This window comes from Cytobacillus eiseniae (assembly GCF_017874625.1).
In the GTDB taxonomy this organism is placed as follows: Bacteria; Bacillota; Bacilli; order Bacillales; family Cytobacillaceae; genus Cytobacillus; species Cytobacillus eiseniae.
On the sequence record NZ_JAGIKZ010000010.1, the window covers coordinates 83,278 to 95,946 of the forward strand.

The window sequence follows — 12,669 nt, forward strand, 5'->3', positions numbered from 1 at the left end:
CGATAGAAAAGAAATAGGAAGAATGCACGTAAGCTTAGATCATCATCTACTAGATTAGAATGAAATAATTGGATGATAAATTAGACTAATACAAAGGAGCAAACCTTTACGACTATGATAAATAAATTAAGATGGAGAAATATTAAAATTGGTTGGAAGTATTGGCTTTCTTTAAATATTGTTCTTCTTTTAGTAGGGACTTCTACTACAGTCGTTTCCTCCTTACTATCAGACATTAAAGAAAATAATGCAATTCAGGAACAAAGAGGAGACCGCGCAATCAAGATTACAGAATTGGGATCATTAATCCGTGCAAAAAAAATTCATATTGTCAGCTACATATATGACGGTGATCCACAAATGATTATAGAGTATGAAGAACGTCAAGAGAAAATTTCCACCATCAAGTCTGAATTAAATGGAAGAATGTATACGGAAGAACAAAAGGCAATATTTGACCAAGTTATAGCTAATGACATTCAGCTTGATAACCTCTTTACAAATGAAGTGACCATTGCAAAAGATCAAGAAGATACTCAAAAACTTTCACAACTAAAAGTAGAAACAAACGAACTTCAATCGGAAACAATTGAAAAGTTAGAGCAATTACAATTGATTATCAATGAAGACCGTCTAAAAGCAGTACAAGACACTCAAAGAAGTGCTGAACTAGCGAATCAAGTATTACTTATATCTATTATCGCCTCTCTGCTAATAGGTGGCGCTTTAATTTTCATCATCAATCGATTAGTGTCCCGCAATCTCAATCAAGTGGTGGAAGTGAGTAATCAAATTGCCGCAGGTCATTTAGTTGTTGAAAGTCTTGAAATTAAAGGAACAGATGAAATTGGAAAATTAGGCTTGGCTGTTAATACGATGAGTGATAGCCTACGCCAGATGATTTCACAGATATTAGGGATATCCAAAACGGTAAGCAGTAAAAGCGAAGAACTAACACAAGCAGCAAATGAAGTAGGGGCTGGTTCTGAACAAATTGCAGTAACCATGCAGGAATTAACATCTGGATCTGAACAACAAGCAAATTCGTCTAGCCATATTTCTAGCTTGATGAGTAGTTTGGATCATGAAATTAGTGTAGCAAGTGACGAGGGAGATCACCTTAAATCGGCTTCTAATAACGTACTAGAGCTATCCAACAATGGAAAAGAACAAATGGAACGTTCAGTTACCAATATGACCGAAATGAATGATTTAGTTATCTCTTCCGTCCAACAAGTAACAGGATTAGAACACCGTTCGCAAGAGATCACTACATTAGTAGATGTGATCCATGGGATTGCCGAACAAACGAATTTACTTGCCCTCAATGCGGCGATCGAAGCAGCCCGAGCTGGAGAATCAGGAAGAGGATTTGCAGTTGTCGCGAATGAGGTAAGAAAATTAGCTGAACAAGTAAGAAGCTCTGTTTCTGAAATTGCCAACATCATTGGCGGTGTCCATGAGGAAATACAAACTACTGTCGGCTCTTTGCAAAAGGTAAATCAAAAAGTGAAGGAAGGGAATCATCAAATCTGGCTTAGCCGTGATGCCTTCGATTCCATTAATATAGGGGTATCAGAAATGATGACAGGGATAGAAAACGTCTGCGATAATTTAATCAAAATTAGATCCAGTAGCAACGAAATCACTGCATCCAGTGAAGAAATCGCTTCTACATCCGAGCAGGCTGCTGCAGGACTTCAACAAGTGTCAGCAACTGCTGAGCAACAAAGTAGTTCGATGGAAGAAATCATGGGCAATTCAGAGTCGTTAGCCTCTTTAGCTGAAGATCTCAATCAGATGATTCAAAAATTCAAACTATAGAAATAAAGGGATTGTTCCCCTGCTTCCATCAGCGTCTTTTTATGTCCTACTTGGAAGCAGAAGAAAAATTGACTATCCTTTTCTCTTCGACATAATTCCCAAAATCCAGTAATCAAAACACTTTACATTTTTTCAAACACTTAAATAAAAGCTAAGGCACAACTAGCATTAATCCACTAGTTGTGCCTTTTTATACGCAAAATTATCTGATTAAATCCTGTTAAAATTGTCCCCATGCTCATGCAGCAAGTCGAATTCATTGCCGCGTGTCCCATGAAGCAATAGAAACATCCGTTTAGTTGTCTTATCCTTTATTCTTTAATGAATTCCTTCGTACTTCTCACTGTATCAATTGGTCGAACTAACTTTTCAATTTCCTCACGCTTAGGTTCTAAGAATGGTGGCAATGATAATTTTTCTCCCAATGTTTCGTAAGGCTCATCCCCCATGAAGCCAGGACCATCTGTAGCAAATTCGAATAATATTTGTGGTGCCACTCTTGCATATAAGGACTCAAAGAAGTGACGATTGACATAACCGGATGTTTGGAACCCAAAACTACTCAACCGCTCTGTCCATTCATCTAATACAGAGCGATCCTCTACTCTGAATGCCGCGTGATGCACTGTTCCAAAGCCTTGTCGGGCTTGAGGAAGCACTGTATTGTATTCCACTATAACAGAGGCACCATTTCCGCCTTCTCCTACTTCAAATAAATGGAATGATCCTTCCTCAGCCGTTTCGTTAAATAAGAGGACCTTTTCCAGCATTTCTTTAAAATAATCAAAGTTCGCTATACGAACAAAGATCGGACCTAAACCAGTAATCGCATGTTCTAATGGGACTGGCCCTTTTTGCCAAGGTGTACCTGATTTCACTCCTTCATTTTTTTCATCTGAAATCAATTGATAGTGTTGATCATCAAAATCAACGAAAGAAAGTGTTTTCTTGCCAAATTGCTCTTTGATCCCCGTATGCTTAACATCTAAACGATCAAAACGCTGAACCCAATAGTCCAATGCTGCATCGCTTGGTACACGGAAAGATGTTTTTGAAATCTCATTTGTGCCATGTACTCCTTTAGGAATACCCGGGAAGTCGAAGAACGTCATATCTGTGCCCGCACTCCCCTTATCATCCGCAAAGAATAAATGATACGTTTGAATATCGTCTTGATTGACTGTTTTTTTAACTAAACGCATACCTAGGACATTTGTGAAAAACGCATAGTTTTTTTCTGCACTACTTGTAATTGCTGTTACGTGATGAATTCCCTTTAGTTGATTCATTCTATTTTCCTCCTAAGAATTTCACTTTTATTGGCAAATTTCGTTTATTTATAAGGCTGTTTTTGCTTACATTGTTGCTTGTTAAGAAAAAGTTGGGAAAGGTTGATTTCCACTCCAGGATGCTCCCTTTCCGCGGGGTTGTCCGCTTGAGCCTCCTCGTCGCTTACGCTCCTGCGGGGTCTCACCTGTCCAACACATCCCGCAGGAGTCTCGCACCTTCCGCTCCAATCAACCGACCTATTTAGTCAAACAATTGATTCAATAGCAACAATCTTTTAGAAAAGAGCCATTTATTCATACTCCTCGATTGGTTTGAGATTTGCTTCAATTTCTGTTCGACGATCCTCTAAAAATGGCGGCAGATCTAAGTTTTCACCAAGTGTGTCGATATTGCCATCAATGGTGAAGCCTGGTCCATCTGTTGCAATTTCGAATAAAATCCCATTTGATTCACGGAAATATAGACTTTTGAAGTAGAATCGATCCACTATTCCAGATGAATGGAAGCCACGCGCTCGTACTTGTTCATCCCAATACTCTAGCTCTTTATCATTTTTTACTCGAATCGCTAAATGATGAATACTGCCACGCCCTGGTTTTTCAGAAGGGCCATCTAAAGATTTCACGACGATTTCTCCAAAAACCTCTCCTTCAAGTGACTGGAAAATCGCGGACGTTTCTGTACGGCTTACTTCCTTGTAGCCAAACAGATCCGTCAATGTGCTAGCAAGCTTATCAAGTTTGCGTACCGTCAGTTCTACCGTGCCCATTCCTTGTATTTGATGTTCGGCTGGCACCTCAGACTTTGTCCACGTTTCCCAGTGTGCTACTTTCGCTCCATTTGAAACGAGAAGTGCCAAACGCAATCCTTCTGGATCTTCGAAAAGTAAGGCTGTATGATTGACATACTTCGTAATTTCACTATGTTCCACACCATATTCCTTAAAGCGTGCTTGCCAATACAGCAAACTATCTACTGTTGGGACAAGCAACCCAATTTTTGTGATCGCATTTGTGCCCCGATGCGTCATCCCAGCTAATGGAATTTCAAAAAAGGATAGTTCCGTTCCTGGGCTCCCTGTTTTATCTCCGTAAAACAAGTGATACATCGATGGTTCATCTTGATTCACCGTTACTTTCACTCGACGTAAACCAAGCACCTGTCGGTAAAAGTGATTATTTTTACTTGCATTTTTGGTAATCATTGAAATGTGGTGATGTCCTGGTATGTTATACATAGATCCTTCCTCCATTTTCATTTTACTAATCAAGTGATGACTTAAAAAAAATTTACTGGCAAGGTGCTTAATTTTCAATTTTATTTTCTGTGCTTTTTTGCAACTTCGTCATTAGTGTATATAATGTTTTCTGCTCTTCCTCTGTTAAGCTCTCATTGACAATGGACGTTTGGAAAGTAAGCTGATGTTCAAACACTTCCAGCATTTTATCTTCCCCTTTTGAAGTTAGGCTAATCCATTTCGTTTTCCAATCCTGCTTGCGCTGTATATACCCCTCTTGCTCAAGTCGAGTAAGCATCCGTGAAATTCCACCCTCTGACACCGTTGCTTTTATAGCAAGCTGATTTTGCGTGATCGGCTGATAAGTTGAAATCTGATTTAATACATCAAATTGCGCAGCAGTAATACCGTACTGTTTTAAAAAATCATTCGAGAGTAAATTACTTTGATGTGTAAAACGGGCGATACGCAACCATATGAGTGACCCTAGAGTATTTTTTCTCAATTTGATCATTTCCTTTCGATACCATCACTTTACACCTCAACTGAAGAAAAAGCAATAAAAATATCTTAAATTCAAGATATTTTTTCTAAAAGCCCTATTGCATTCGGAACAGGATGAGAAGTCGCCTTTGATTCAAGATGACCATATCAACCCTTATGCAAGAACACACGATGTAAATTTATAATCTTCAAGATTCGTTGACAGTGCTTCATCGTTGCCAAAAACTTGATCTAGGTCAAGGATTTAGCAGAAAGGATATCTTAAGATAAAAACGTAAACCAGTTGCAAATATTATTAATCGAAAAGGAGACTAGATTATGATGAAATTTCTTGGGGTCATGTTATTAACAGGTTCATTAACATTAGGATTAACCGCTTGTGGAGGAACAGAGGAAGAAGAAACAAAAGCGCCAGATGTAAGTGAAGAAACAACTCCCCAGCAAGAAGAAGCTGTTGAAGAAACTGCAACTTCAGAATCTCCATCAGATATCGAAGAATTCACTATCACGGCAACGAACTGGACGTTCACTTCAGATAAAGAATTAACTGTAAAAAAAGGATCAAAGGTGAAATTAACCCTCGTTAATGAAGAAGGTGTTCATACAATCGGCAATGAAGAATTAGGATTTGATCTTAATGCAAATGAACCAGTAGAGTTTACTGCAGATACAGCAGGTGAATTTGAATTAATTTGTTCGACGATCTGCGGGGCAATGGATGATCATGAAGCGATGACAATTACTTTAAAAGTAACAGAATAAGCGATTAACCAACCATCTGCTAAAATCAGTGGGGTTTAGCCAAACTTTTGAATCATGCCTGCCTTTCTTCAAAGTGGGCATGATTCAATTGCTCCTTTTCTCTAACTCCTGTAAGGCTCTGATAAACAATCATGTTGTTTACTAACAGATGCTAAGAAAACTTCCACAGAGTCTCTCTACTTTTTCAACCTTTCTAAAACTAAATATACCTTTTCACTTATCTTGTTACGATCAGTATTAGGCATAAAGATGATGGCAAAATTGTCATAGTAAGCAACTTGTGGTGGGTATGTAAACTCTGTTACTGCCAAAGTAGCTCTTATGTTCCCCTCGATTTGTTTCGTTTCATTAAATCCATAGAATAAATAAATCGTTCCACCTTCAAATTTGTATTTCGCTTCTTTTGAAATAGGGTAATTAAAAGTTTCGGATTTATCTTCCTTCACTATTAATTCCATTCCTTCCTCTTCAAATGCTGAACGAACATTCTCTATTATCATATTTGTAGTTTCATCATTAAAGCTACAACTTGAAGTAATCATAACAGCCATAATTAGAATCGATCGCTTCAAGAATTGCTTCATTTACAAGCCTCCCCATCCATTTGACATAATTTATAGCAGGAGATTACACATCGGCATCTATAAATAAGTCAATCAATATTAGCAACCTGATCCTTATCACGATCGAAAGCTATTTCTATTAGGGCAATTAACAATGCCATTATGCTCTCTGTTTGCCAGGAAAGTGTCATACTTCTCATAAACTCATCTACTATAAATAAAACGAGCCAGTTCGATGCAACTTCAAAACCAATTCGGATTATATAAATCCTAATTTCCCCTTTTATATTTTGGACAGACAGCTTGAAGAGTGTATTGGAAAACAATTCAACAATCATGCCAAGAATAAGGAAACTAACAACGAAAATAACCAATGACCCAGTAGAATTATACTGAACACCGAGCAGTTTAAACACCCCTGCTAGTCCAAAGAAATAAAGTCCCAATACAAAACCTACTACTAGAATAATGAGCAATGCTATTCCGATAACCGTTACTGCCTTAGCTTTTATATTCATTTTACGAAATGAATCTTTATTGTCTGACATCGATCTATTTCTCCTTTTGTTAGGTACTACCTCGTGATTTACGTATAAAACGTTCTACACTCTTCTTTTCCTAAATATAGAAATCACATTTTCCAAATTACTAACTAATTCTATAATCGTTAGTAAATTCCCTTTCGAAGTCTAGAACAGTGGTGGAACAAAAAAATCCTGTATATCAACACAGGATTTCTAAGCAAACATGATTATAAATGATCGGACTGCTCATTAAATGCCTATTAGAGACAAATTGAAACTTGATGATGTTTAAAGCTAACTGCATTCACATACTGTTATTTACTAAGGAGGATGCGGTACAGCTTATCATCATTTTCCTCTGGGTTTCCACGGCCATCCGAATTATTACTAATAAAGTAAAGATAGTGATCCTCAATCCGTACATCTCGAATTCTGCCAAGATCGGTTATTACTTCACGTTTTTCGCCTGTTTCAAGATCAAATTCTATTATGGCAGATCCCCTCAATGCAGCAATGTACAATTTCCCATTGTAATTGTCCATTCCAGATGGCGCCCAAGTCGATTCACTTCCAGAAGTAAATAGCGGTGGAATAAACCCTGCTTGTTCTTCATGCCCTTCAATGATTGGCCACCCATAATTTTGACCGCTCTCTATTTTATTTATTTCATCATTCGCGCTGTTGCCGTGTTCACTCGCATACAGCATCCCATCAGGCATCCAGGTAATACCTTGGGGGTTGCGATGGCCATAACTGTAGACGTATGAACTCGGAAACGGATTATCATTTGGAATGGTGCCATCAAGATTCATTCTTAAGATTTTCCCCCCTAATGAATGGAGATCTTGCGCGATATTTGCATCAGATGCATCACCTGCTGTTGCGTACAGTTTCCCGTCAGGCCCAATTTTAATCCTTCCTCCATGATGATAGGAACCACTTGGAATTTTATCGAGAAGAACCCCCTCTTCCCTCCAAACATCGTCTTCCAGCAGGAGTGTGATTATGCGGTTAAATTGTCCAGAACGATCTACATACGTATAGTAAGCATAAGCTACATTCGATTCCTGAAAGTCAGGAGCAAGCACAAATCCTAGTAAACCCGCTTCTGAAGCTGTTGCAAGATCTTTCTCAAGCTCTACACTTTGCCGCTTCATCTCTCCATTTTCTACTTTCACAATGAATCCAGATCTCTCTGTTAGATAAAAAGTTTGATTATATTTTTCAATTGACCAAGGAGCGTCAAGGTTTTCCGCAATTACTTCTAATTTATCTTTATCTAGCTTACTAGGTGAAACGCTTTGTTCGTTATTATGTTCTACTGCATCTGGTTGATTTGAAGAACATCCAACTAATAAGAAAATAAGCATCATATATACAGTTACTATCCTTTTCAACGCAAATCACCTTTCCTACTTAATTAACGCTTGTTTTAAGACACATAAAAAATATACGCAACTGATTTATATTTTATAAAGTAGGAGAAAGATTCAAAGGAATCCTGTTTAATCCCCGCCCCCACCACAGCTTGAACAGGAACTGCCTGAGCATGAACTACAGGAACTACCTGACCCACAACTTGTACAGCTTGACGAACTGTAGCTGCTGATTTTCATATAACTCGAAAACTCATTATAATGGAAATAGGAAACAGACAAGAACGGAACAAGCATGGTGTTATAGTTTTGCTCCCTTTTCCCTTTTTTCATTTTTTCTTGAATCACACTTTTTTCATAATCCTTTATCTTATTGGCCGTCTTTTTCATGGAAGCAATGAGCGAATGTACAGTAGACATGTATTTGGAATTACTTTTAAAGTATAAGTCTATCAGTTCACTTTCCGAGAATTTCCTAAACTCTTCAATAATCGTCGGATCTACAGGATGCTTAAAAAAACCCTTATAAAGGTGAATATTCTCTTTTCTTATATGAAAAAGCTCCGCATACACCCAATCAAAGAACCCCCGCAAATCAGGATCTGGAAATACATCTACATTCGGACTGTGATGAAGAGTAGTCCCTAGATATTTATTTGAAAAATCATCATACTCACGAGTGAACATAAGCATCTGATGCCATAATTCATCGACTTTCTCACTAAACATTGGGGATTCCTTTAATAGAGAAGTCATAATAAAATAACGTTTTAAATCCAATAAACGCCATTTGTACTCATTTTCCTTTAACCGGATTTCTTTCTTTACCCTCTCTTCTACGTTTTCCAGATAACGATCACCAAGGGCATTCTCCAGGTCATCACTTAGCTTTTTTAATCCTTTCATCGGTCTAATCTCTAATGTTCCTGAAGATAAGCCAAAGGTAAATGAGCGTTTTTTTCGCAGAAATAATACAAAAAAAATAACAACTGCTAGCAGAAGCAGCCACGCCATCTAATCCCCTCATTTCTATTAAAATACATTTTTATCTATAACGTTATTACTATTACGAACTTATCTATAAAGGGTTCCATATTTTCCATTATTAGTTATCTATTTCTCCTGCACATTGCCTTATATCGCCTACGTATGAATGCACTCATAAGAACAACTATTAAAATACAAAAAACTGGACCATTATCGGATCCAGCCTAAATACAAATGGTATGGAGTTAGTTCAACCCGAGCAAAAGAACCGACACAAAGTACGACTGCCAATTGCACATAAAAAAGGTAGCCTTATGCTACCTTTGATTCATTCATCCATATATTTATTTTTCAACTGATCTGAGCCGATGCTTCCAATGATCATCAAGGCTAATGGTAAGAAATTGGATATGATCTTCGGTAATCCTTCTGGAATGATAATATTCGTACCAACGAAATGATTTAAACCTATGATAATTAACTTCGCAACTAATAAAATTGCCCCTACCATAATCATACTATCAAAGAACGCTTTCCATTTTGGATGTGCTAATTGCTTACTATCTCGTATTACTTTTTCTTTCAACTCTCCATCACTCCTCAACATTTCATCAATTGTAATACCGAATAGATCACTTAACCCAATGATCACTTCGATACTTGGATAATTCTTACCCGTTTCCCACTTTGAAACGGATTGACGACTAACATGAATTTTTTCAGCTAGTTCAGTTTGTGACCAACCTCTTTTTTCTCTTTCGTTTTTTAAACGTTCACTAAAAATCATGTTACCCATCACCTCCTTATTTCAGTATTAATGGAGTGTATAGTTAAAGTAAAGATAATTCTAGGTGCATCAAGGTGCTACCTCTAGTTGCCTGTCAAAAACCCTTGTTTTATCTAGGTTATACTATTGTATCCTTTATTGTGCAAAATGAAAAAGCCACTAATTATTAAAGAAAACTCTTTAATAATTAATGGCCTATTTTAATAGAAATTAAACAAATTGCTCTTCCTCTTTTTCATTGCTTCTTAGATTAAAGAAACTAATAATAATCCCTAGAATTCCACCTATAACTGCAGGTAATATCCAGCCTAATCCCACTTCATATAACGGTAGAATAGACAAAAATAATTGATCAACTGGTGCGATACCAAGTCCAGCTGCCTTTAATCCGTCAAATACACTTATAATAAATGTGAATAACATACTTAATTGATACACGATCTTCTTCCCCTTAAATGAATTATGGAAGAAGGTTAATATCAATAACACAATTGCTAATGGATAAATCGCTGTTAACACTGGTGTTGAAATAGAAATCAATTGACTTAATCCGATGTTTGCAACCACAGTACTAAATACAGCAAATAAGATGACAAACCTAGTATAAGAAACTTTAGGCAATAGTTTATTAAAATAGGTAGCACAGGAGCTGATCAGACCGACACTAGTAGTCATACAAGCTATAATCATGACACCGCCAAGAATAACTCCACCAAACGAACCAAAGTAGATATTTGCCACACCAGATAATACGGACCCGCCGTTATCTAAAATACCTAATTCTGCAACACTGCTTGCTCCCATAAATGCCATCGCACCATAAAAGAAAGTTAAAAGGGCTGCAGCGATTATGCCCGCCTTCATTGTAGCTGCCATTATTACCTTACCTGATTCCACGCCTTTAGAGCGAAGAGCATTTATAACAATGACTCCAAATACAAAAGCTGCTAAAACATCCATTGTTAAATATCCTTCTGAAAAACCACTGAAAAATGAATGATCTGTATATTTTTCATTTGGTTCTTGGAAAGCACCGATTGGGTTAAAAATAGCGAAAATAACTAAGAGAGACACAAAACTTATTTTAATAGGTGTTAAATATTTTCCTACAATATCAACAATTTTTGATGAATTAAGTGAAAGGAACGTTGCAGCTCCGAAGAAAAGAACAGAGAAGACAAATAATCCAATCGTACTCCAAGATTCTGGTAATAATGGACGAATACCAATTTCAAAGGATACACTCCCTGCTCTTGGTATTGCAAATAAAGGACCGATGGCTAAGTATAAAATAACGGAGAATACTAACCCAAATAACGGATGAACCCTATTTGCTAATGATTGAATATCACTTTTACCGGAGTAACCTAAAGCAATAACGGTTAATAATGGTAATCCTACACCAGTAATAATAAATCCAGCTGTAGCGATCCAAACATTTACCCCTGCTTCCTGCCCCAGCATAATTGGGAATATTAAATTACCCGCTCCAAAAAATAATGAAAATAACATTAATCCTAAAACAACAATATAAGAAGTTGAAACCTTTTGATTCACTTCTAATGCCCCTTTCTACTTACTCCCCTGATATATCGATTATTCTGAAAAATTATTATATAAAAATACTTTTTAGCATTTTCACCTTCTCTTAAACTACATTAACATAGTGCCTTTATAAGGTATCACAATAAAAAAATGAATACAATATATTATTCTAACAAAACATTTTTCACTCGTATTTTACTCTATGATGTTATATTTCATAGTCGTATATTTATTCAAGTTAAAGAAAATTCCCAGTTTAGAGAAAAAGAGGGGACTGTATCACAAACTGCTGAAGAACTTGCTACTTACCTTCATTATTTGGAAGAGGGGGAAAAGGAAATAATCAAATTGATGTGTTAAAGAAGATAGTCGTTCTGTTTCTTACAATCATTCTCTTCATTTTGTGGATTGTATTTAATGCTGTTGAATGTATTATTATTTTTTAAATTCCTGGCTCAACTACACGCAAATGATAAATGTATGAATACAGAGTTTGAGCAAGGGGTATACTGCTCACTTCCCTTACTATTAATGAACAAATTATAGGTGATCACCTATTTCGAATGGATCGATCTCCAATTTCGTCTGTTTGATCCTTCATATCAATATTTACAACTTTGTGGACAATTCTAAAACATTGTCTCCCCATTCGGAAGAACGCTAAAAAACGATCCCCTTCCACAATCGCTATTACATTCCTTCCGTTTCACCATCATGCTCGTTTTTGAAACAAGAAAAAATCCTGTATACCAACACAGGATTTTTAAGCAAAGTTTATTATAATTATTCTTAAATGATTAATGTTCTTTCCAAAATTTAAGTTGTTTAATTTCGTGTATATTTGAGTGGGATGAGTTCTTCAATCGTCGTTTTAACTAACTCGCCATTTATTTCTACTAGCACAAAAATATCTGGTGCGTAGTCTGAAATCAACTCTCTACATATGCCACAAGGACTCACTACTCGAATATTTCTATCTTCTTCGTCAGAATAAGGGTGTCTAACAGCTACAATCTTGTCAAAATGCTTTTGTCCATTCGAAATCGCACTACCAATCGCAATCGCTTCGGCACAAATACTTACTCGTCCTATATACGCTTCAATATGTACTGCCGAAATAATTTCTCCTGTTTTCGTGCGAATGGCTGCTCCCACATGGTGTTTATTATCTTCATAAAGCATGGCAATCTTATCTGTTGCTGCCTCTATTAATTCTAGATCTCGTTTAGTTATGTTAAATGTTTTCATATGGCTTCCTGCTTCCAATTCC

Annotated in this window: 12 protein-coding genes; 2 read left to right on the forward strand and 10 right to left on the reverse strand. The window is 36.8% G+C overall.

What is annotated here, in order from left to right:
• Positions 1–114 precede the first annotated feature (114 nt).
• Positions 115–1,824 (forward strand): methyl-accepting chemotaxis protein, encoded by a 1,710-nt coding sequence (locus J2Z40_RS10535; RefSeq protein ID WP_066399918.1) that lies wholly within the window; start codon positions 115–117, stop codon positions 1,822–1,824.
• 311 nt (positions 1,825–2,135) lie between these two features.
• On the opposite strand, the gene J2Z40_RS10540 is transcribed toward J2Z40_RS10535, so the two are convergent.
• The 3 genes from J2Z40_RS10540 to J2Z40_RS10550 form a co-directional block, all read right to left on the reverse strand.
• Positions 2,136–3,113: a ring-cleaving dioxygenase gene (locus tag J2Z40_RS10540; RefSeq protein WP_066399916.1), complete on the reverse strand. Its 978-nt coding sequence runs from the start codon at positions 3,111–3,113 to the stop codon at positions 2,136–2,138.
• A gap of 290 nt (positions 3,114–3,403) precedes the next feature.
• Positions 3,404–4,351, reverse strand: a complete 948-nt coding sequence (locus J2Z40_RS10545) for a ring-cleaving dioxygenase (protein WP_066399914.1) — start codon at positions 4,349–4,351, stop codon at positions 3,404–3,406.
• A 67-nt stretch (positions 4,352–4,418) separates the two neighbouring features.
• Positions 4,419–4,856 carry a MarR family winged helix-turn-helix transcriptional regulator gene (locus J2Z40_RS10550; RefSeq protein WP_066399912.1) on the reverse strand — a complete coding sequence of 146 codons (438 nt, stop codon included), beginning with the start codon at positions 4,854–4,856 and terminating at the stop codon, positions 4,419–4,421.
• A 317-nt stretch (positions 4,857–5,173) separates the two neighbouring features.
• On the opposite strand from J2Z40_RS10550, the gene J2Z40_RS10555 reads away from it, so the two are divergent.
• Complete coding sequence (locus tag J2Z40_RS10555; RefSeq protein WP_066399910.1) at positions 5,174–5,617, forward strand: cupredoxin domain-containing protein; 444 nt, start codon at positions 5,174–5,176, stop codon at positions 5,615–5,617.
• A 176-nt stretch (positions 5,618–5,793) separates the two neighbouring features.
• Here the strand turns inward: J2Z40_RS10555 and J2Z40_RS10560 are convergent, their stop codons facing one another.
• The 7 genes from J2Z40_RS10560 to J2Z40_RS10590 form a co-directional block, all read right to left on the reverse strand.
• Positions 5,794–6,201 (reverse strand): hypothetical protein, encoded by a 408-nt coding sequence (locus tag J2Z40_RS10560; protein WP_066399908.1) that lies wholly within the window; start codon positions 6,199–6,201, stop codon positions 5,794–5,796.
• Between the two features lie 68 nt (positions 6,202–6,269).
• Positions 6,270–6,728, reverse strand: coding sequence for a YrvL family regulatory protein (locus tag J2Z40_RS10565; protein WP_066399905.1), 459 nt, complete (start codon positions 6,726–6,728; stop codon positions 6,270–6,272).
• Between the two features lie 290 nt (positions 6,729–7,018).
• Entirely contained in the window at positions 7,019–8,101 is a 1,083-nt protein-coding gene (locus tag J2Z40_RS10570; RefSeq protein ID WP_066399904.1) for a PQQ-dependent sugar dehydrogenase, read from the reverse strand.
• 108 nt (positions 8,102–8,209) lie between these two features.
• Positions 8,210–9,094: a glycine-rich domain-containing protein gene (locus J2Z40_RS10575; RefSeq protein ID WP_066399899.1), complete on the reverse strand. Its 885-nt coding sequence runs from the start codon at positions 9,092–9,094 to the stop codon at positions 8,210–8,212.
• A 301-nt stretch (positions 9,095–9,395) separates the two neighbouring features.
• Positions 9,396–9,854 (reverse strand): helix-turn-helix domain-containing protein, encoded by a 459-nt coding sequence (locus J2Z40_RS10580; RefSeq protein ID WP_066399893.1) that lies wholly within the window; start codon positions 9,852–9,854, stop codon positions 9,396–9,398.
• 210 nt (positions 9,855–10,064) lie between these two features.
• Entirely contained in the window at positions 10,065–11,411 is a 1,347-nt protein-coding gene (gene brnQ / locus J2Z40_RS10585; RefSeq protein WP_083954039.1) for a branched-chain amino acid transport system II carrier protein, read from the reverse strand.
• Positions 11,412–12,224: 813 nt separating this feature from the next.
• Positions 12,225–12,647, reverse strand: coding sequence for a cytidine deaminase (locus J2Z40_RS10590; RefSeq protein WP_066399892.1), 423 nt, complete (start codon positions 12,645–12,647; stop codon positions 12,225–12,227).
• Positions 12,648–12,669: the final 22 nt, after the last annotated feature.

Coding starts and splice junctions, on each gene's coding strand:
- J2Z40_RS10540 (WP_066399916.1), bottom strand. CDS start 3,113: ATGAATCAACTAAAGGGAATTCATCACGTAACAGCAATTACAAGTAGT.
- J2Z40_RS10535 (WP_066399918.1), top strand. CDS start 115: ATGATAAATAAATTAAGATGGAGAAATATTAAAATTGGTTGGAAGTAT.
- J2Z40_RS10565 (WP_066399905.1), bottom strand. CDS start 6,728: ATGTCAGACAATAAAGATTCATTTCGTAAAATGAATATAAAAGCTAAG.
- J2Z40_RS10575 (WP_066399899.1), bottom strand. CDS start 9,094: ATGGCGTGGCTGCTTCTGCTAGCAGTTGTTATTTTTTTTGTATTATTT.
- J2Z40_RS10545 (WP_066399914.1), bottom strand. CDS start 4,351: ATGTATAACATACCAGGACATCACCACATTTCAATGATTACCAAAAAT.
- J2Z40_RS10560 (WP_066399908.1), bottom strand. CDS start 6,201: ATGAAGCAATTCTTGAAGCGATCGATTCTAATTATGGCTGTTATGATT.
- J2Z40_RS10590 (WP_066399892.1), bottom strand. CDS start 12,647: ATGAAAACATTTAACATAACTAAACGAGATCTAGAATTAATAGAGGCA.
- J2Z40_RS10580 (WP_066399893.1), bottom strand. CDS start 9,854: ATGATTTTTAGTGAACGTTTAAAAAACGAAAGAGAAAAAAGAGGTTGG.
- J2Z40_RS10555 (WP_066399910.1), top strand. CDS start 5,174: ATGATGAAATTTCTTGGGGTCATGTTATTAACAGGTTCATTAACATTA.